Source organism: bacterium (assembly GCA_018830565.1).
In the GTDB taxonomy this organism is placed as follows: domain Bacteria; phylum UBA9089; class JAHJRX01; order JAHJRX01; family JAHJRX01; genus JAHJRX01.
Map to the genome: position 1 here is coordinate 19,944 of JAHJRX010000071.1, position 20,590 is coordinate 40,533.

20 protein-coding genes are annotated in these 20,590 nt (G+C 33.5%); 17 read left to right on the top strand and 3 right to left on the bottom strand.

The genetic code is table 11. The features are described from left to right. Positions 1-60 precede the first annotated feature (60 nt). Positions 61-1,086 carry a 23S rRNA (adenine(2503)-C(2))-methyltransferase RlmN gene (gene rlmN, locus KJ849_06950; GenBank protein MBU2600295.1) on the top strand — a complete coding sequence of 342 codons (1,026 nt, stop codon included), beginning with the start codon at positions 61-63 and terminating at the stop codon, positions 1,084-1,086. A 41-nt stretch (positions 1,087-1,127) separates the two neighbouring features. Further along, a complete protein-coding gene (locus tag KJ849_06955; GenBank protein MBU2600296.1) occupies positions 1,128-1,748 on the top strand; it encodes a PH domain-containing protein in 621 nt (206 codons plus the stop codon). A gap of 70 nt (positions 1,749-1,818) precedes the next feature. Here the strand turns inward: KJ849_06955 and KJ849_06960 are convergent, their stop codons facing one another. Continuing rightward, entirely contained in the window at positions 1,819-2,346 is a 528-nt protein-coding gene (locus tag KJ849_06960; GenBank protein MBU2600297.1) for a shikimate kinase, read from the bottom strand. A 349-nt stretch (positions 2,347-2,695) separates the two neighbouring features. On the opposite strand from KJ849_06960, the gene hisH reads away from it, so the two are divergent. The 15 genes from hisH to KJ849_07035 all read left to right on the top strand — a co-directional run bounded on the left by hisH (position 2,696) and on the right by KJ849_07035 (position 19,141). Then, positions 2,696-3,313: an imidazole glycerol phosphate synthase subunit HisH gene (hisH, locus tag KJ849_06965; protein ID MBU2600298.1), complete on the top strand. Its 618-nt coding sequence runs from the start codon at positions 2,696-2,698 to the stop codon at positions 3,311-3,313. A gap of 5 nt (positions 3,314-3,318) precedes the next feature. Further along, positions 3,319-4,044, top strand: a complete 726-nt coding sequence (hisA, locus tag KJ849_06970) for a 1-(5-phosphoribosyl)-5-[(5-phosphoribosylamino)methylideneamino]imidazole-4-carboxamide isomerase (GenBank protein ID MBU2600299.1) — start codon at positions 3,319-3,321, stop codon at positions 4,042-4,044. 162 nt (positions 4,045-4,206) lie between these two features. Beyond that, positions 4,207-6,888 carry a diguanylate cyclase gene (locus KJ849_06975; protein MBU2600300.1) on the top strand — a complete coding sequence of 894 codons (2,682 nt, stop codon included), beginning with the start codon at positions 4,207-4,209 and terminating at the stop codon, positions 6,886-6,888. Positions 6,889-7,109: 221 nt separating this feature from the next. Next, positions 7,110-7,904, top strand: coding sequence for an imidazole glycerol phosphate synthase subunit HisF (gene hisF / locus KJ849_06980; protein ID MBU2600301.1), 795 nt, complete (start codon positions 7,110-7,112; stop codon positions 7,902-7,904). Continuing rightward, positions 7,901-8,638: a bifunctional phosphoribosyl-AMP cyclohydrolase/phosphoribosyl-ATP diphosphatase HisIE gene (locus KJ849_06985; protein ID MBU2600302.1), complete on the top strand. Its 738-nt coding sequence runs from the start codon at positions 7,901-7,903 to the stop codon at positions 8,636-8,638. The genes hisF and KJ849_06985 overlap by 4 nt, the downstream gene beginning before the upstream one ends. Beyond that, positions 8,638-10,101 carry an anthranilate synthase component I gene (gene trpE, locus KJ849_06990; protein MBU2600303.1) on the top strand — a complete coding sequence of 488 codons (1,464 nt, stop codon included), beginning with the start codon at positions 8,638-8,640 and terminating at the stop codon, positions 10,099-10,101. Before KJ849_06985 ends, trpE begins: the two co-directional genes overlap by 1 nt. Before the next feature lie 110 nt (positions 10,102-10,211). Beyond that, positions 10,212-10,823, top strand: a complete 612-nt coding sequence (locus tag KJ849_06995; GenBank protein ID MBU2600304.1) for an aminodeoxychorismate/anthranilate synthase component II — start codon at positions 10,212-10,214, stop codon at positions 10,821-10,823. Beyond that, a complete protein-coding gene (trpD, locus tag KJ849_07000) occupies positions 10,804-11,820 on the top strand; it encodes an anthranilate phosphoribosyltransferase (protein ID MBU2600305.1) in 1,017 nt (338 codons plus the stop codon). The genes KJ849_06995 and trpD overlap by 20 nt, the downstream gene beginning before the upstream one ends. Positions 11,821-11,822: 2 nt before the next feature. Continuing rightward, positions 11,823-12,605, top strand: a complete 783-nt coding sequence (trpC, locus tag KJ849_07005) for an indole-3-glycerol phosphate synthase TrpC (protein ID MBU2600306.1) — start codon at positions 11,823-11,825, stop codon at positions 12,603-12,605. Beyond that, complete coding sequence (locus tag KJ849_07010) at positions 12,605-13,225, top strand: phosphoribosylanthranilate isomerase (GenBank protein ID MBU2600307.1); 621 nt, start codon at positions 12,605-12,607, stop codon at positions 13,223-13,225. Before trpC ends, KJ849_07010 begins: the two co-directional genes overlap by 1 nt. 33 nt (positions 13,226-13,258) lie before the next feature. After that, positions 13,259-14,455 (top strand): tryptophan synthase subunit beta, encoded by a 1,197-nt coding sequence (gene trpB, locus KJ849_07015; protein ID MBU2600308.1) that lies wholly within the window; start codon positions 13,259-13,261, stop codon positions 14,453-14,455. A gap of 153 nt (positions 14,456-14,608) precedes the next feature. Continuing rightward, the gene (trpA, locus tag KJ849_07020; protein ID MBU2600309.1) at positions 14,609-15,394 is read left to right on the top strand and encodes a tryptophan synthase subunit alpha; all 786 of its coding nucleotides are present in this window, start codon (positions 14,609-14,611) and stop codon (positions 15,392-15,394) included. 75 nt (positions 15,395-15,469) lie between these two features. Then, positions 15,470-16,867 carry a PEGA domain-containing protein gene (locus KJ849_07025; protein ID MBU2600310.1) on the top strand — a complete coding sequence of 466 codons (1,398 nt, stop codon included), beginning with the start codon at positions 15,470-15,472 and terminating at the stop codon, positions 16,865-16,867. Positions 16,868-16,983: 116 nt separating this feature from the next. After that, positions 16,984-17,826: an acetyl-CoA carboxylase, carboxyltransferase subunit beta gene (accD, locus tag KJ849_07030; GenBank protein ID MBU2600311.1), complete on the top strand. Its 843-nt coding sequence runs from the start codon at positions 16,984-16,986 to the stop codon at positions 17,824-17,826. A gap of 121 nt (positions 17,827-17,947) precedes the next feature. Then, positions 17,948-19,141: a bifunctional folylpolyglutamate synthase/dihydrofolate synthase gene (locus KJ849_07035; protein MBU2600312.1), complete on the top strand. Its 1,194-nt coding sequence runs from the start codon at positions 17,948-17,950 to the stop codon at positions 19,139-19,141. 194 nt (positions 19,142-19,335) lie between these two features. On the opposite strand, the gene KJ849_07040 is transcribed toward KJ849_07035, so the two are convergent. Then, positions 19,336-19,887 carry a hypothetical protein gene (locus KJ849_07040; protein ID MBU2600313.1) on the bottom strand — a complete coding sequence of 184 codons (552 nt, stop codon included), beginning with the start codon at positions 19,885-19,887 and terminating at the stop codon, positions 19,336-19,338. A gap of 245 nt (positions 19,888-20,132) precedes the next feature. Continuing rightward, the gene (locus tag KJ849_07045) at positions 20,133-20,441 is read right to left on the bottom strand and encodes a hypothetical protein (protein MBU2600314.1); all 309 of its coding nucleotides are present in this window, start codon (positions 20,439-20,441) and stop codon (positions 20,133-20,135) included. Between the last annotated feature and the right edge of the window lie 149 nt (positions 20,442-20,590).

The following is a 20,590-nucleotide window of genomic DNA, read 5'->3' on the forward strand; positions in this document are numbered from 1 at the left end:
ATTATAGGAATAAAGCCTATTATTCAGGAATTACGACAATTTTCAAGAGAGAGGGACTAAATGCAAGCTATAAAAGAGTTAAGCTTAAAAGAATTAAAAGAAATTACAGACAGTTGGGGTAAACCAGAATTTCATGCTCATCAAATTTGGAACTGGATATACAAAAAGAATGTAACTGATTTTGAAAAGATGTCCGATTTGCCTTTAGATTTAAGAAGACAATTAAAAGAAAATTTTTCTCTTGCCAATTTAAAATTAGTAGAAGTAGTAACTTCAAAAGATCAGACTAAAAAGTTTCTTTTTGAATTAAATGATGGTAATTTTATAGAGGCAGTAATCATTCCCGCTAAAGAAAGAATAACCGGCTGTATTTCTACTCAAGTTGGTTGTAAATTTTCTTGTCAGTTCTGTGCTAGTGGTTTATTAGGTTTTAAGCGAAATTTAAGTTATGGAGAGATTATTGATGAGGTTTTATCCTTAAAAGCCTCGTCTCAAAAATTAACTAATCTTGTCTTTATGGGTATTGGGGAGCCATTAGATAATTATGATCAGGTCTTAAAAGTAGTTAAGACTGTCAATTCTCCTCTGGCTCTTAATTTAGGAGCACGAAAGATAACTATCTCTACTTGTGGAATTATTCCTGGAATAAAAAGACTAGCTGAGGAAGGATTACAAATAGAATTATCTGTCTCTTTACATGCCGCTAATGAGAAGATAAGGAATAGGCTTATGCCTGTAAACAAAAAATATCCCATCAAGGACTTAATGGGGGCTTGCCGAGAGTATATCAAAAAGACAAATCGCCAGATAACCTTTGATTATATTTTAATTAATAAGTTAAATTCATCATTAAAAGATGCCCAGGAATTAAGTTTATTATTAAAAGAGATAAAATTGTCAAAGGTGAACCTTATCCCCGCTAACCAAATAAAAGAGCTTGAGATAGAACCTCCCCCGGAGTCAGAAATTTCATCATTTAAAAACTACTTAGATAAGGCTGGAATCAAAGTAGCCTTAAGAAGACCTCGGGGTCAAGATATTAAAGCTGCCTGTGGGCAACTAAGATTAAGCACCATGATCTCTTAAAATGAAAAAGAAAGAGATTTTTGCTTTTGGATCATTGTTAGATGAATACTAGTCTTAAACTTACCTCGTCTTTTTTTAATGCTTCTTTAGATAAAGAGATATTTATTTCTACGGTAAGCTGGCTTTTTTTTTCTGGATTTTTAGTCATCATCTCTCTGGCTTTGTTTTTCTTTGTAGGAAAGAGCTTTTTAAAGAATCTTAAAAATAAGGAGCGTAAATTTCGCCGAAGTTCATGGCAAGGATTATTAGCTTTAATGGTGGTATTTCTCTTAGGAACTACAGGTTCCATAAGAAACATAAGAGCATATTTTAACGCTCCTTGTGGCTATAGCATTAATGATACCGCCATAATTATTCATAAACATTATGGAAATATTACTATTCCAGTGAAAGAGATAAATAAAGCTTGGTTAGATGCAGCTAAGTTTTATAAAATAGACCGGTGTTACCGGTATTGCTGGATAGAAAAAGGATGGGTCTCTTATGAGATGTTTGGAACTTTTGGCAGTTTTTATACCTCTAAATTTGGATGGTTGGATTACTATGTAACTAATATGAATAACCTGGTTGTATTAGAAGGCAAGAAAAAAGTAGTAATTTCTCCAGATCATCCAAGGGAATTTATTGCTTTACTGATGTCAAAGCTATATAGTAGTTATTAACGAAAATCGGATATAAAGCAAATTAATTTGAGTGCCAACGAGTTTATCTTTTGTTGCTCGGCATTATTTTTTATGTCCGGTTTTCGTTAATAACTACTATATTGATATAATTTATAATTTCCTCTACCACTTCTTCTTTTGACTTATCGGAAGTATCAATGCAATATCCGGCTTTTTCATAAGACGGCTTTCTATGGACTAAGATCTCTTTTATTTTTTTGGGAAGATCAATAGTCTTCAATAAAGGGCGGCTCTTATCGTCCTTTACTCTTTCATAAATTACTTCTTCTGAAGCCATTAAAGAAATAAGAATGCCATTTTCTCTTAATAATTTAACATTTTCTTCATCTAAGACCACTCCTCCACCTGTAGAGATAACACAAGAATCCCTTTTAGATATTCTCTTTACTAATTCTTTCTCTAATCTTCTAAAATATGCTTCTCCGTATTTCTTAAAGAGATCATTAATGGTCTTATGATGCTCTTCTTCAAGAATTTCATCCATCTCTATAAAGAACATACCTAATCTCTCCGCTAACATCCTTCCAATACTCGATTTTCCACTTCCCATAAAACCAAAAAGCACAATGTTCTTCATAGCTTGTTTAAAAATTACCTTATCTTAATCTCTGCTTGTTGTTTTTCCCGCTTATTGCGAAATTTATCAGGTAGCTTCAAGACTACGATTATTCCACAATATTACACCTCAAAATACATCGCTGTCAAATCATTAATGATTCCCTAAAAATTTAAAAACTAATTTGAATGGAGTCAACTAAAACCAACTCTTTCGCCAGTGAATAGCCTATTACCCATACAAAAAAATAGTTTCTGCTTTACAAAAAAAGAAAATGGGAGTATAAGTTCTTAAGGGTAGTTACCTATAAACAATAATAAACAATATTTGTTTTTATTTTTATAAACAAAATATATGGTAAGTTAATAAAGTGATTGTAGTTATTGATTACAAAATGGGTAATCTTCATAGTGTCCAAAAAGCCTTAGAATATGTGGGTTTTAAAGTAAAAATAACTAATAATTACCGAGAGATTATTTATGCCCAAGGAGTGGTCTTGCCAGGGGTAGGGGCTTTTAAGGATGCGATAAAAAATATTAAAGAATTAAATATTGATCAAGCTATCTATAAAGTTATAAAAGAAGGAAAACCGTTTTTAGGTATCTGCTTAGGGTTGCAACTTTTATTTTCTAAAAGCTACGAAGATGGAGAGCACCAAGGTTTAGGTGTTTTAAGTGGAGAGGTAGTCAAATTTCCCGGTAGCGTCTTAGTTCCTCATATTGGGTGGAATACTCTGGAGATAAATCTTAATTTAGATCAGACTTCTTCTTTGTTTTTAAATATTCCAAATTGTTCTTTCTTTTATTTTGTCCATTCTTACTTTATTAAGCCTAAAGAGGAGAAGATTATAGCTACCATGACTGAATATGGACTAAAGTTTGCTTCTTCTATTGTTAAAGATAACATTGTTGCTACTCAGTTTCATCCAGAGAAGAGTCAGGAGTTAGGATTAAGGTTTTTAGATAATTTTAAGAAGGAGTTTTTTTAGAGAAGATGTTAATTATTCCAGCTATTGATATTAAGGATGGAAGAGTAGTTCGGTTAACTCAAGGAAGGTTTGACCAAGAAACAGTATACTTTGAAAAGCCTTACCAAGTAGCCAAAAGGTGGAGAGCAGAAGGAGCTTCTTTTCTCCATGTTGTTGACTTAGATGGAGCTAAGGGGGGGTCTCTGAAAAATAAAGAGAGTATAAAAAAAATTATTGAGGCGGTAGATATACCTATTCAAGTAGGGGGAGGAATAAGAACCTTAGAAATCGTGGAAGAATTAATCTTAATGGGTGTAAGCAAAGTTATTTTAGGAACCACAGCGGTAAATGATCAACTTTTGGTAAAAAAAGGGGTAGAAAAATTTAGAGAACAAATTGTTATAGGCATAGATGCAGTTAATGGTTATGTGGCTATAAAAGGTTGGCAAGAAAAAACAAAGATAAACGCCGTGGACTTAGCTTTAAAGATTAAAGAGATGGGTATTAGTGAAATAATTTATACCGATATCTTAAGAGATGGGACTCTTAACGGTCCTAATAGGGAAGAATTAATTAACATTGCTCAAAAGACAAAACTAAAAGTAGTTGCTTCTGGGGGTATTTCTAGCCTAGAAGATATCAAGAAGATTAAAGATATTGAATATTTGGGGATAAAAGGAATTATTATTGGAAAAGCTCTTTATGCTAAAAAGATAGATCTAAAAGAAGCTATCAAGGTAGCTGAGGAGTAGTTATTTATCCTCAAGCAAAACAGGTTTGCAAAAAATATTACTTGAAATCCCAAATTACCCGAGCGATTTACTGGGCAAAACTGTTTAAAATGAGAATATTTAACAATATTTTTCACAAACCAACTTTGGATAGTCTAATTAAGGCTTAATGAGGAGAAAGATATGGATATTGAAAATATCAGGGAAATTTTAAATGAATTTACCAATGGTCAGGAATGGAGTCGGATCCGAGAAACACAATTAAGAAGTATGGGCGCTACCTCTTATTGGATTATCGATAATGAAGGTAGCTTTGTATTTAAAGAGACCCAAGATAAAGAAGGATGTCAAAATGTCAAGTCTACTTCTTTAGATTATGAAAATTGCCAGGCTGCTTTTCTTTACTTATTTTATGAAACGAAGAAGAGAAAGAGATCTATCATTAACAAATGCCATCTTAAATATATTACTTTTAGTGTTCCTTTGATGGCCGAAAATGAGGTAGTGGGAATAGTGGGGGGGTGTCAAATTGAGAGTCCTGCTTTTATGGGAAAGAAAGAAAGACTTATTTCTTCTTCTGTGATTAGAGCTCCTCAAGTGAAAATGGTCGAATTGTTAGAAAAAGGGGTTGAGCTTTTAGCTATTCATTGCCAATCTGCTTTAGATTTAATTATTAAAGATCGAAAGCTTTTAGAAAAAGAAAGAGAGATTAAGGATATCTCCCTTTTTTATGAGATCATGGAAGGAGAAAGGGATAAGATCTTAAGTTTAGACCCAAATAGCTTGTTTCGTTATTTCTTAAGTATTATTTCTAGGATTATTAAAGGGCAAGTTTATGTCTTGATGTTATATAATCAAGCCGAAAATGAACTAGAAATCAAGATGAGTCTTGAAGAAGATGGTTCCTTAGTTTCTTCTTCAAGAGTAAGTATAGATAAGGATATTGCTGAATATGTTATCAAGACTAAGGAACCTATGTTAGTAAAGAATATTGGCCAAGATGAAAGATTGGCCAATCAAAGGACGATTAATCAGTATTACACTAAGTCTTTTTTAATAACTCCATTAATGCTTCAGAGAAAGCTGATCGGAGTGATTTCTATAAATAGCGAGCTAACTCATCATATATTTAATGAAAGTGAACTTAGAGTTCTTCAATTAATTTGTGGTTATATCACAGTGGCGATAGAGTCATCCCTTTTATCCTACCAAGAAATGAAGACTAAATTTAATTTAGAAAAAGAAGCTAGTCAGTTAAAAGAAGGGGCGCATAAAATAAAGACTCAAACAGATGCTCTTCGACAACAAATTGTTACTTTAAGTGAGCAAATAGAAGAGACAGTGAAATTAAAAAAAGAGACGGAGGAGTTAAAAATTCAGGCAGATAAAATAGAAAATCAGACTTTATTTACCAAAAAATTCTTAGAATTACAAACCTTAGAAGTAGCTACTCAAGAAGAAGAGACCATAACATTAAAGAGAGAGACGGAAGCCCTCTCTAAGCAGGTGGAAAAATATCTTTCCGAAGAAAAGATTACTCCTGATATTACCACTTATACTCAGGATCTAAAAAGACAAACAGAAAAACTTTATCAGCAAGCAGGGAAATTGTTTTCCCAAGTAGAGATGCTAAAGAATCAATTAAGGGAAGCAGAAGAATTACTTTCTAAGGTAAAAGAGGTAGAAGAGTTAGATAACCAGACTCAGCAATTAAAAGAACAAGCAGATACTTTAAGGTCTCAAGTTGATAAACTACAAAATAAAGCTGATAATTTAATTGTTCAAGCTAAAGAAGCAGAAGCTATTATTGCTGCTGCTTCGGATATGGAAAAGGAAAAGGATCTGGCTGATGAATTAAATTTATTAGCGGAGATTAGCTCCCAAATGAATAAATTTAAAAAACCAGAAGAGATCTTAAATTGGGTCTTACTAAAAATTCAGCCTTTATTTAATTCTAATTTAGGAGCTTTTCTTTATGCTAAAGGAAGAATCTTATCCATTAATATCCTTTATCAAAGCGAAACATCTGAAAAGCTTCTTGAAGAAATGAAGAGTAAACTTTTAACAACTTGGTCCGAGATTAAAAGTGAAAGCATGGCCAATAAAAGAGTTATTTGTAATTTATCTAAAGAGTCTTCCTGGGGAACTTCTTTAGAAGATCAAGAACAGATTGAGTCGTTCTTAATAACTCCCTTTAATATTAAGGATAAAGAAGTAGGTCTTTTAGTCTTAGCTAGCTCAAAAAAGGACTTTTTTGGTTTGGAAAAGAAAAGATTTTTCTCTTGTTTGAGCAACTATTTATCTTTAGCGGTGGAGAATAATGTTTTAAAAGAGAAGACCTTGTCCGAAATAGATGAGTTGACTAAAGTTTATGATTATCGCTATCTAAAGCATGCCTTGGATAGCGAGGTAAAGAGGGCTGAATTTTTTAATCATAACTTATCTATGATTTTAGTTGATGTAGATCATTTAGCTAAGATAAATAATCATTATGGATATCTGATGGGAAACAAGGTCTTAATTAATATAGCTAAGACCTTAAAGAAGAATATAAAGAAAATTGGCTTTGTGGCTCGTTATGGGAGTGATCATTTTGTATTAGTCTTGCCAGAAACAAGGGAAGATGAAGCTTATCAAGTGGCTAAAGAGATAAAAAGTGAAGTTTCAGCCACCGTGTATCATAGTAAAGACAGTAAGTTTGGCATTACAGTGAACATAGGATTAGTAAGTTACTCTAGTCTTATAAAAGATAAAACAGTCCCTGGCTTATTTAAGGCGGTTAATAAAGCCTTGTTAAGAGCTAAACATTCAGGAAAAAATGAAGTAGAGATTTATAGAGATAATAATCATAATGGTAAAACTTAAGTAACTATTCAGGTAGCAAGAATACAGAATTCAGGAGTCAGAATGAAAGAACCTGTGTGATTTATGCGATTATTTTTTGTTTGGATTCACTGATTACGAACAGTTGCGTTGCCTGATTTAATTCTGTATTCTGTATTCTGACTTCTAAATTCTACTGCCTGAATAGTTACAAACTTAAAATAATTGCTTGGTAGCTGATAGCTTACCACTTAGGAAGGATAATGTTAGCTAAAAGAATTATTCCTTGTTTAGATGTAGATAAGGGAAGAGTAGTAAAAGGAGTTAATTTTGTAAATATTCGAGATGCGGGGGATCCAGTAGAAGCAGCTCTTTTATATAATCAAGAAGGGGCTGATGAATTAGTTTTTTTAGATATAACTGCTTCCAGCGACCAAAGAGAGATTATGATAGAGGTAGTGAAGAGGACAGCAGAAGTAGCTTTTATGCCTTTAACGGTAGGGGGAGGAACAAGAAGCTTATTTGACATTGAGAGATTGCTTAAGGCTGGAGCGGACAGAGTTTCTATAAATACGGCGGCGGTAAAAAGAGCAACCTTAGTCAAAGAAGCTGCTCTTAGTTTTGGAAGCCAGTGTATAGTAGTAGCTATCGATGCCAAGAAGACTTTAAAAGCTGAGAAGACATTAAAAAGGAAAGATCTTCCTATGTTAACTTGGGAAGTTTATATCCATGGAGGGAGAACACCTACCAATATTGAGGTTATTTCTTGGGCTAAGAAGATGGAAGATTATGGATGCGGCGAGATCTTGTTAACTAGTATGGATAGAGACGGGACTAAAGAAGGATATGACCTTGAGCTTACTAAGGCTATTGCAGAAAGCTTGCATATTCCAGTGATTGCTTCAGGGGGAGCAGGTAAGTTAGAAGATTTTTATGAAGTCTTGACTATTGGCAAAGCAAACTCAGCTTTAGCGGCTTCTCTTTTTCATTATAGAGAATTAACTGTTAAACAAGTAAAAGAATATTTAAATCAAAAAGAGGTAGTGGTGAGACTATGAAAGAAAAGATAGAGGAAAATATAGAGAATTTAAAATACAATGAGCAAGGATTAATCCCAGTCATTATTCAAGATTATCTGAGCAAGGAAGTCTTAATGTTAGCTTATATGAATAAAGAATCTCTTCAGAAAACCGTGGAGAGTAAAAAGACTTGTTTTTTTAGCCGTTCTCGGGGAAAATTTTGGACAAAAGGCGAAACTTCTGGTCACTATCAAGAAATAAAAGATATTACCTATGACTGCGATAAAGATACTTTGCTTATTAAAGTTAAACAAGATGGAGTGGCTTGTCATACTGGTGAGTATTCTTGTTTTTATACTTCTCTGGAAGGAGAATATACCAAGAAAGAACCCTTAGCAGAAAGTATTATTGATGAAGTTTACAGGGAAGAAAAAGAAGAATGTAGAGGCCAGAAGAGAGATAGTAAGTCTTTAGAAGAAAGTATTTTAGAAGAAAGTATTATTGATGAAGTTTACAGAGTGATAGAAGAGAGGAAGAATAATTTTTCTCCTGGTTCTTATGTCTCTTCTCTAATTAAGAAAGGAGAAGATGAAGTCTTAAAAAAGATTATTGAAGAAGCAGGAGAAGTAGTGATTGATGGTAAAAAGAAAGATAAAGAGAAGATAATCATGGAAGTAGCTGATTTGTGGTTTCATCTCTTAGTTTTGTTAAACATTAATCATATTACTCCTTCGGATATTTATTTAGAACTTAAAAGACGAAGAAAGAAATAATGTACTATCCTAAATTTAGAGAGTTTAAAAAAAAGGCTTTGGCAGGAAGTATTGTTCCTGTATATAAAGAAATATTAGCTGATATGGAGACACCTGTCTCTGTATTTTGTAAAATAAATGATGGAAAGTATTCTTTCTTATTAGAAAGCGTAGAGGGTGGAGAAAGATTAGGTCGGTATTCTTTTATTGGAAGTAATCCTTTAGCTATTTTTCAAGTCAAGGATAAGGTGGGGACTATTTATCAAGATGGAAAGATTAATAAGCTTGGAGTTCTCAAAGATCCCTTAGCTTATTTAAAAAACTTGCTCCATTTTTATAGTTTTGTAAAAGATGAAGACTTGCCTGATTTTTCAGGAGGAGCAGTAGGATATATTGGTTATGATTATATTAGATGTCTTGAAGATATTCCCGATAGTAATCCTGATGATTTAAATGTTCCTGATTTATTCTTTTTAGTGGTTAATGAAGTAGTGATCTTTGATTATCTAAAACATGTGATCAAAGTAGTCTCTAATGCTCACATTAATAATGATCCTCAAGAGTCTTACCAAAAAGCTGTTTTTAAAATTGAAGAGATTATCAAAAAGATTAATCAGCCTCTAAATAAACATTTAGATATCCTTTACCATAAAGAAAAAAGGCTTAAGGTAGAATCTAATTGCACCAAAGAAGAATTTATTCATTTGGTCAAACAAGCTAAGAAGTATATTTTGGAAGGCGATATCTTTCAAGTAGTCTTATCGCAGAGATTATCTTTTGGCACCCAATTAGATCCTCTTAATGTTTACAGGATTTTAAGAAGAATAAATCCATCTCCTTATATGTTTTATTTACATCTTGATAAGATGAGTTTAATTGGGTCATCTCCAGAGCTATTAGTTAAATTTTCTAATCAGACCGTAGAAACACGACCTATTGCTGGCACTGTCCCTCGAGGGACAAATGCTGCTCAAGATAAACTTTTAGAAAAAGAGCTGATAGGGAATCCTAAAGAACGAGCCGAGCATCTCATGTTAATTGACTTAGGTCGTAACGATCTTGGTAAAGTGTGTAATTATAAAAGTATTGAATTGCCAGAGTTTATGGTGGTAGAAAAGTATTCTCATGTCATGCACCTGGTTACTTCAGTCAAAGGCCAGATTTGTCCAAAATATGATCAGTTTGATGCCATAAAAGCTTGCTTTCCAGCCGGCACGGTCACTGGAGCTCCTAAAATTAGAGCAATGGAGATAATTGAAGAGTTAGAAAAGACTAAAAGAGGTCCTTATGCCGGTTGTATTTGTTACTTTAGTTTTTCTAACTATTTTGACTCTTGCATTACTATTAGGACCATCTTAATGAAAGATGGTCAGGCTTATATTCAAGCTGGAGCAGGAATAGTAGCTGATTCTAATCCAGAAGCAGAGTACATAGAGACAATAAATAAAGCCAAAGCTTTAATAGAAGTTTTTAAGATTAAGTAAATTGTTGTCTATGAATTTGAAAAAATTGTGGTGACTAAGTAAATTGTTGCCTAATAGACACTATTGAGACACCACCTTAAAATCTACCTAAGATTCTTAGAGATGTTGAGATGATATTAATTATTGACAATTATGATTCCTTTACTTATAATTTAGTCCAGTATGTAGGAGAGCTATGCTTAAATTTTAACCAAGAATTAGAAGATTTAAAAGTATCTCGAAACGACAAGATAAGTATTCAAGAAATCAAAAGACTAAATCCTAAGACTATTATTATTTCACCTGGCCCTGGCACTCCCGACAAAGCAGGTATTTCTAAAAGTGTCATTGAGGAATTTAAGGGAAAAATACCTATTTTAGGAGTATGCTTGGGGCATCAATGTCTGGGGGAAGTATTTAAAGCTAAATTAGTCCATGCTGATAGACTTATGCACGGGAAGATTTCTTTAATTTACCATGATCAAAGAGGAATTTATAAAAATATTCCTAATCCTTTTGAAGCAACCAGGTATCATTCTTTAATCTTAAAAAAGGAGACCATTTTAGAGCCATTAGAAATTTCTGCGTGGACAGAGGAAGAAGAAGTAATGGGTATTAGACATAAAGAATATTCTCTGGAAGGAGTTCAATTCCATCCTGAATCTATTTTGACTAAGGAAGGCAAGAATATTCTTAGAAATTTTTTAAAGGAGCATTGTTTTTATGATCAAAGAAATAATTGAAACCTTGGTCCAGGGTCATCATTTAAACTTGGAAGAATCGAAACAAATTATTAACATGATTATGGAAGGAGAGCTTACCCAAGCTCAAATTGGCAGCATTCTGACTGCCCTTCGGATGAAGGGAGAGACAGCTACAGAGATTGCTGGAGCAGCTTTAGCGATGAGAGAAAAAGCTGTCAAGATTAATGTTCAAGGAGATTTAATTGATACCTGTGGCACCGGAGGAGATAAAAGAAGTACCTTTAATATCTCTACTATTGCTGCTTTAGTGGTAGCAGGATGTGGAGTTAAGGTAGCTAAGCATGGTAATAAGTCAGTCTCTTCAAAATGTGGTAGCGCTGATTTATTAGAAAGCTTGGGAGTAAATATTAACGTAGAAGTGGAAGTAGTAGAAGAGTGCATTAATAAGATTGGATTTGGATTTTTGTATGCCCCTTTATTCCATAAAGCCATGCTACATGTAGTTGGCCCTCGAAAAGAGCTGGGCATTAGAACTATCTTTAATATTTTAGGTCCTCTGACTAATCCAGCCGGAGCTAAGTATCATATTTTAGGGACTTACGAGCCTAATTTAACTGAAACCATAGCCTTAGCTTTAAAAAATTTAAATTCAAAGAGAGCTTTTGTGGTTCATGGAGAAGATGGGTTAGATGAGATAACTTTAACTGCAAGGACTAAGATTTCAGAACTAGCTGAAGAGGAAGTAAAGACTTATTATGTATCTCCTGAGAACTATGGCTTTAAAAGATGCCAACTTAGTGATTTAAGAGGGGGAACAATTGAAGATAATGCCAATATTGCCTTGAATATCTTACATGACAAGGATGACCCTTTAAAAAATATAGTTTTCTTAAATTGTGCTTTTGCTCTTTTGTGCGTTAATAAAGTAAAAACAGTAGAAGAGGGGATTAATTTAGCTCGAGAAGCTATTGAAAAGAAAAAAGCCTTAGAAGTTTTAGAAAAATTAAAGCATTTTACCCAACAAAGAGAATTATAAATTTGTTTTTAAATAAGATAGTTTCTCATAAATACCAAGAAGTTGCTGGCAAAAGACAAAGGGTCCCTTTAGAAAAACTACTGGCAAAGATAGGGGAACGGTTACCATTACGAGATTTTAAAGAAGCCATTTCTAATAAAGAAGAGGGAAGGATTAATATCATTGCTGAAATAAAAAAAGCTTCTCCTTCTATAGGAATGATTAGAGAAGATTTAGATATCTTAGAGATAGCCAGACAGTATGAATTAGCTGGAGCCAAAGCTATTTCTGTAGTCACAGAGAAAAACTTTTTTAAAGGAGATTTGCTTAATTTATTTAAAGTCAAAGAAGTTTCTAAGCTTCCTATTTTAAGTAAGGATTTTATTATTGATAAATATCAAATTGCAGAAGCTGCTCTTTATGGAGCAGACGCTGTCTTGTTAATTGCAGCTATTTTATCTAAAGAAGAGATCGATAATTTCTTGCTCTTTACCAAGGAGTTAGGTTTATCTTGTTTAGTAGAAGTTCACAAAGAAGAAGAATTAGATAAAGTCTTATCTACTAAGGCAGAAATTATTGGTATTAATAATAGAAATTTACATACTTTTGCTATAGATAAAAATACTACTTTTAAATTGCACTTTAAGATTCCTAAAGATAAAATTGTGATTAGCGAGAGTGGGATAAACTCGGTAGAAGATCTTATTCTTTTGGAAGAGAAAGGAATTGATGCGGTCCTGATAGGAGAGGTTTTGTTAAGAAGTAATGATCCAGGAGCTAAGATAAAAGAGTTATTAAGAGCTTAATGGTTAAGATAAAAATATGTGGAATTACTAACTTAGAAGATGCCTTGGAATGTACTAAATTAGGAGTAGAGGCTTTAGGATTTATCTTTGCGGAAAGTAAGAGAAAGATTAGTCAAGAAGTAGCTAAAGAGATAATTAGCCAACTTCCTCCTTTTGTAACCACGGTAGGTGTTTTTGTTAATGAAGAACAAAGAAGAGTAGAGGAGGTAGCTCAGTATTGCCATTTAGATGTTTTGCAATTTCATGGAGATGAGTCCTTTCAATATTGCCAAAGGTTTATAAACTATAAGATTATAAAAAGTTTTTTAGTTAAAGAAAGAGATTCTTTAAAAAAAATTCGTCGGTTTTTAGTTTCGGCTTATTTATTTGATACTTTTGAAGAAGGAATTTACGGAGGGACGGGCAGGAGTTTTAATTGGCAGATTTTAAAAGGAAATTCTTTTGAGAAACCTATTATTATTAGTGGGGGATTAAATTCTCAAAATGTTACCTCTTGTCTGGAATTATTAAATCCTTATGCGATAGATGTTGGTAGTGGTGTAGAGAAGTATCCAGGAAAGAAAGATAAGGAAAAGTTAAAAGAGTTTATTAAAAAAGTCAGGGACTTAAATAAGGTCTAAAACTAATTGGAGATTTGAATTAAAAGAGGTTTAATGGAGCAACCAGATAAAGAAGGATACTTTCGGGTTAATAAAGAGACTTACTTTGGGGGAAGATATGTTCCTGAATTATTAATGCCAGCTTTAGAAGAGTTAGAGAAATCTTATCAAGAAGCCAAAGAAGATCTTAATTTTAATAGTGAATTAAACTACTATCTTACTTATTATGCAGGGAGACCTACTCCTTTATACTATGCCAAGAGATTAAGCCAGAGATTAGGAAAAGTAAAAATATATTTAAAACGTGAGGATCTTTGTCATACTGGTGCCCATAAAATAAATAATACTTTAGGCCAAGTCCTTTTAGCTAAAAGGATGGGCAAGAAGAGAGTGATTGCTGAAACTGGAGCAGGTCAACATGGAGTAGCTACGGCGACCGCCGCGGCTATTTTTGGTCTAAAATGCGAAGTATATATGGGGAGCGAAGATATGAAGAGACAAGCTCTTAATGTCTTTCGCATGAAACTTTTAGGGGCGACGGTTGTTCCGGTTGACTCCGGAAGCAAGACCTTAAAAGATGCCATTAATGAGGCGATTAGAGATTGGGTAACCAATGTAAGAGATACCCATTATGCGATAGGGTCGGTAGTAGGTCCACATCCTTATCCAATGATGGTTAGAGATTTTCAGCTGGTGATTGGCCAAGAGACCAGATGGCAGATTTTAGATTTAGAGAAGAGGCTGCCTGATTATCTAATTGCTTGTGTGGGGGGAGGAAGTAATTCGATCGGAATCTTTCATCCTTTTTTTCATGATCCAGTAAGATTTATTGGTGTAGAAGCAGCTGGTTTAGGGTTAGAAAGCAGCCAGCATGCCGCTACTTTAATTTCTGGAGAGATAGGTATTCTTCATGGAAGTAAGTCTTATTTATTACAAGATGAAGATGGACAAATAAAGACTACTCATTCTATCTCCGCTGGTTTAGATTATCCAGGAGTGGGTCCAGAGCATGGTTATTATAAAGAAGTTAATCGAGCCACTTATGTAGGAGTAACTGACGAAGAAGCTTTAGAAGGCTTTAGACTACTTTCTGAAATAGAAGGTATTATTCCAGCTTTAGAGAGTGCTCATGCGATTATTTATGGAGTAAGATTAGCTAAAGATTTACAAAATAATGAAATAATTATTATAAATTTATCTGGTCGTGGCGATAAGGATGTAGAAAGTATTTCTAGTATTTTGAAGTTATAGTGAAATGGAAAAAGACAGTCAAGAAATATAGCACTTATTAATGAAAATTTGACATAGAGCAAATTAATTTGAGGACAAACAAATTTATCTTTTATCGCTCGGTATTATTTCCTATGTCTGGTTTTCGTTAATAACTACTATAAAAGATTTCTTATGAATAAAATCTCAGAAAAGTTTGAAGAATTAAAAAAGATTAATAAAAAGGCATTTATTCCTTACCTTACCGTAGGATTTCCTAATCTTGATTTAACTTACCGAATTGTTCTTAAAGTTGTCGAAAAGGGAGCAGATATTATTGAATTAGGGGTTCCTTTTTCCGACCCCTTAGCAGATGGGCCTACCATTCAAAAGTCATCCCAAAGAGCTTTAGAAAATAAGACCAATTTAAAAAAAGTATTTAGTTTAGCTAAAGAATTAAGAGATAAGACTAATATTCCTTTAGTCTTAATGTCTTACTATAATCCAATATATAAGTATGGAATAAATAATTTTATTAATGATTTAAATAATTGCCAAATAGATGGGATGATCATTCCAGATTTACCTCCCGAAGAATATGGAGAGTTAAAATTATTAGCTGACCAGTATAATTTAGCAACCATATTCTTAGTAACTCCTAATACTACACCAGAACGAATTAGGCTCATTGTTAATAAAAGTAGTGGTTTTATTTATCTCGTTTCAGTTACAGGGACTACTGGAGTTAGAGATAGTTTAAATCAAGATTTAAGTTTCTTAATTCGCCAAATAAGATTAATTACTAATAAGCCAATTTGCGTAGGATTTGGTATTTCTAATCAAGATCAAGTTAAAGAGATAGCTAAGATTGCAGATGGAGTGATTGTGGGTAGCGCCCTGATAGATCTTATTTTAAAAGAAGAAAAAAATCCAAAGATGTTAGACTTGTTAGGAGATTATATTCATCAACTAGTTGGATAGGAATTTTAAAAATTCTTAGGGTAGGCTGGGACTAATTTATTTTAGGCTAAGATTATTTTAAAAGAATGGGGAAAGATGATGGTCAAAGACTTTGAAGAAGAGGAATTTAGAGAGTTTAAGTTTGAGGAAGAAAAGCCCTTGGAAGATGGGCAACTGTTAGAAGTTACTTCTCCTTCGCCACTGCCGTCTACTTGGAAGAGACTACCAGCCTTAATTGTTTTAATAGGAGTAGCTTTATTTTTAATTTGGGGAATAGTTACCAAGATTTTACCGGGAGAGAAATATGGTTCATTATCTATCGTTTCTAATCCTCCAGGAGCCTTAGTCTATCTAGATAATCAAGAAAAAGGCTTAACCCCTATTTACTTACCGAAGATAGAAGCTAAGGAATATAATCTCAAGGTAACTCGAGGTGGGTTTAATGGCTGGAGTAATTTAGTTAAATTAGAACATAAGAAGACTTTAGAGTTAAAAATAGACTTAGAAGATGTAGCTCCTCCAGAAATAATGTCTTCTCCTCTTTCTAAGGTAAATCCAGGAGAAGATTTACGGATAGAAGCCACTGTTAAAGACAATTTTCAAGTAGGGACAGTAAATTTATTTTATCGCAAAAAGAATACGGAAGCATATACCTGTGTCAAGATGATTGATAGCGGTAATGATATTTATTGGGCTGTAATTCCCGGTCTATTTATCACTAAAGAGGGTATGGAATACTATATTAAGGCTACAGATGGAGTAAATGAAATAACTTATCCAGAAAATCCTCTTACCCCGCAAATTGCTTCACAAATAACTCCATCAGTCAGTGAACCTCAAATAGACATAGGTAGCGGAAATTTAACAATTAGTTCTTCTCCTTCAGAGGCAGAGGTTTATATTGATGGAAAATTAGAAAAGTCAACGACGCCTATTGAAAACATAAGTCTTAGAGAAGGAAAATATGGGATAAGAATCTGCCAAGAAGGGTATCTGCCTTGGCAAGGAAGTGTCTTAATTAAAAAAGGGAAAAAAAATCGACTATCGGTAATTTTAAAGACAAAACTAAGCAGTATTTTTGTAGATTCAAACATTAAAGGAGCAAATGTCTTTATTAATAAAAAACCTTACGGCAAAACACCTCTTAGAATTAAGGATTTAACTCCAGAGATCATTTATAATGTAGAAGTAGAACATAATGGCGAGATAGTTTATAGTTCTACTGTTTCTCCTAAGACTGGTGAAGAAAAGAAAATATTTATAGAACTTGCAACTAAGCTGGGAAAAGCTTATATTACCTCTCTTCCTTATGGAGCTAAAATATACACCGGAGGTAAGCTCTTAGGCATTACTCCTCTTCGTAACATTAAAATGCCAGTAGGTGAACATATCTTAAAAGCAGAGAAAGAAGGATTCCCAGAAGTAACTAAGACGATTAGAATTATAGAAAATAAGATCAGTTTTTCAAACTTTGATTTAGAAAGCAAGGAATAAAGTAGGTAAAAATAGCCAAAAAAAATAAAGGAAATAAAGGGACACTCTTTTTAAGTTCTTGAATTGGAAGGAGTTATGAATGATTATTGGCAGCCAAAAATACAAAGAGGCAATCTATGACTTGGTTTAGAAAACCTAAATATTCTATTGTTACTCCTTCGGCTATGAGAGCAAAAATTCCTGATGGTTTATGGGAAAGATGTAGTGGTTGTGGAGAGTTAATCTTTAAAAAAGAATGGGAAGTCAATTTGAAGGTTTGCTCTAAATGTAACTATCATTTTAGGCTAAACTCAGGGGAGCGTTTTGAAATTACGGTAGATAAAGGTACTTTTGAAGAAGACGATGGGCATTTAGCACCAGTAGATTTTTTAAAATTTACAGACCAAAAGTCATACCAAGAAAGAATTAAGGAAAATCAAGAAAAGGTAAACTCAAAGGATGCCGTCATTACAGGATGTGGATGTATAGAGAAGGTTAAAACAGCAATAGCTATCTTAGATTTTGATTTTATGGGTGGAAGTATGGGTTCGGTAATGGGTGAAAAGATTACTAGATTGATTGAAAAGGCTATAAATTTAAGATTACCCCTCCTTATTATTTCAAGTTCAGGAGGAGCTCGCATGCAAGAGGGAATAGTTTCACTATTTCAGATGTCCAAAACCGTAGCTGCCTTGGAATTGTTCCATCAGGCCAAACTTTTCTATATTTCTTTATTGACTCATCCTACCATGGGTGGAGTAACCGCTAGTTTTGCTTCTTTAGGTGATATCATCATTGCCGAAGCTAAAGCTCTCATAGGTTTTGCTGGACCCAGGGTCATTGAGCAAACTATTAAACAAAGCTTACCTCCTAACTTTCAACAAGCCGAGTTTTTGTTAGAGCATGGGCAGATAGACATGGTGGTAAATCGAAAGGCTTTAAAGACTACATTAGGAAAACTATTGAAATTTTTCAGCTAAAGATATTTACTTCATTAATTATCCTTCCTTTTGTCTTATGAATTATCAAGAGTCTCAAGATTATCTAAATAATTTATCTCAATTTGGCATTCAATTAGGACTTAATAATATAAGTCTGTTATTGGATAAGATTAAAAGCCCCCAGCAAAGACTTAAATTAATTATTCATGTTACTGGAACTAATGGCAAAGGATCAACCATTGCTTTTTTAAACTCCATCTTGAGTGAAGCTGGTTTTAAAGTTGGAGTTTACACTTCTCCTCATCTGATATCTTTTACGGAAAGAATAGCGATCAACCATACTCCTATTTTAGAAGAAGAAGTAGCGGAGGGACTTACTTATATTAGGGAGAATATTCCAGAAGGGTTAAATTTAACTTATTTTGAAGTAACTACGGCTTTAGCCTTTCACTATTTTGCTCAAAAGAAAGTAGATCTTACTTTATTAGAAGTAGGATTAGGAGGACGGTTAGACGCCACGAATGTAGTAAATTCTCAAATTAGTGTGATTACTAATATTGATTATGATCATACAGACTGGTTAGGAGATAGTTTAGCTAAGATTGCTTTTGAAAAAGCTGGTATTATTAAAAAAAATTCTGAAGTAATTACCGGAGTTGCTTCTGGAGAGGCTTTGTCAGTTATAGAAAGAAGAGCTTTAGAGATGAAATCTTCTCTCTATCTAGTAAACAAAGATATTAAGTATCGAGTAGAAAAAAGTAATACCATTTGGGGAGAAGATTTTAAATATCAAAACTTAGAGCTAGGACTTATGGGTAAACACCAGACAGCTAATGCTGCTTTAGCCTTAATGGCGGTGGAATTATTAAGAAAGAAGGGAGTAAATATTTCCGAAGAAGAGATTAAAAGAGGACTTAAAAAAGCCAAGTGGTTAGGAAGAGCTCAAGTGATAAGTGAAAATCCTACCATCCTATTAGATGGAGCTCATAATCCAGGGGGAGCTAAAGCTTTAAGAGAACTGATCGAAGAAAGATATTTCCAGAGACCAAGAATAATGATCATCGGTATCTTAAAAGATAAAGATGTCAGTGGAATAATAAAAGAGCTTTTAGGTAAAGATGAGCTTGTTCAAGTAATATTATGTGAGCCTGATTGCGAGAGAGCTCTTTTTACTTCAGAGATAAGAAAAGAGGTCTTAAAGTATATAAGTGAAGAAAATGTCCAAGAGATAAAGGAAATTAAAAAAGCTTTAAATTTAGCTAAAGATAAAGCTACTAAAGATCACTTAATTTGTGTTACCGGTTCTCTTTATACCGTGGCTGAAGTCCTTAATCAGGTAAGAGAAAGTAAGTGAGGGCAAGAGATTTAAATTTAGCTAAAGATAAAGCTACTAAAGATCACTTAATTTGTGTTACAGATTTTTTTATACCGTGGCTGAAGTCCTTAATCAGGTAAGAGAAAGTAAGGGGGAGCAAGAGATTTAAATTTAGCTAAAGATAAAGCTACTCCACTTATGGTCAGAAATTTAATTTCAAGTTAAGATCATAGCTAAAAATTACTGGGCTTAGCTAATATTTTACATATCTTAAGCTCAAAAAATTTATTAGAAGAATTAGCTTTGATAATTACGGCGGTATCAGCTCCCTTGCTAGTGCCTCCTACCGCTATTACCTTGTCAAAGGGAATAAGACCACTATCGGCAGCCATAGCTACTATTTCTACACAGACCTTAATTCCTTGACCAAACATCCGTAAAGTATCAGCTACTATTTGTTGATGAGAAAAACCAGTTGTATTTTTTATAGCTGCTCCTAAACTTCGTAAGACCATGGGACAAGTTAAGATTAATCCATCATTTCTTTCTATTTCCTTCTTAAAACTTTCCTTAATTTCTTGAACTCCCTCTTCTTTAAAACCTGTATTATGAGTAACGACGATTACTTTAAGATCTCTTCCCTTGGCTAATTTAACTAATTTAGCCCCTGTTTCACCAGTAGTTGAAGCGACAACTAGATGTTTAATATCATGAGCAATTGCCGCATTTATAGCTATTTCCAAAGTTTTTTCTGTATAAATAGGACCTGTTCTATCAAAATACATCAAACCTCCTCTTAGTAATAATTATCTTTTTATCTAAAATACATCAAATCTATCAAAATACATCAAATTTCCTCAGCGTTCAGGTATCAGTTTTCAGCTATCCAGGAATAATCTCTCTGTCTTCTTCTAATACATTAAATTAGTCGTTAGAAAATCTAATGCCCTGCCTATTTATCCAGGAATAATCTCTCTGTCTTCTTCTAATACATTAAATTAGTCGTTAGAAAATCTAATGCCCTGCCTATTTATCCAGGAATAATCTCTCTGTCTTCTTCTAATACTTCATATATTTCCCGTTGAATTATGGGATAAGAGACTACATTCCATTCATCTCCAAAGTGGTAAGTAATGAAGTTTAAGACAGAGGGATCGTCAGTATCAACCACAAAAAAGATCTTGAGTGGAGAGATACCTAAGACTTCATAGCGATTGATACTCCGACATCTCTTTTGGAAGAGCTTATCGCGGCCTTCCTTAATCCACTCTTCTCTTTCTCTTTGGATCTCCTTAAAAGAAGTACTGCTTTTAGCATCAAAGATCAAGATATACTGCATAAAAGATTCCTCCTCAATTAAGATTTATCTTTTTCTTTTATTAAATGCTCGACCACCGCACCGAAGAATCGGTTAGGGTGGTGGTATCTCCTATCTCATCTATCTTTCCCTAAAGAAGTACTGCTTTTAGCATCAAAGATCAAGATATA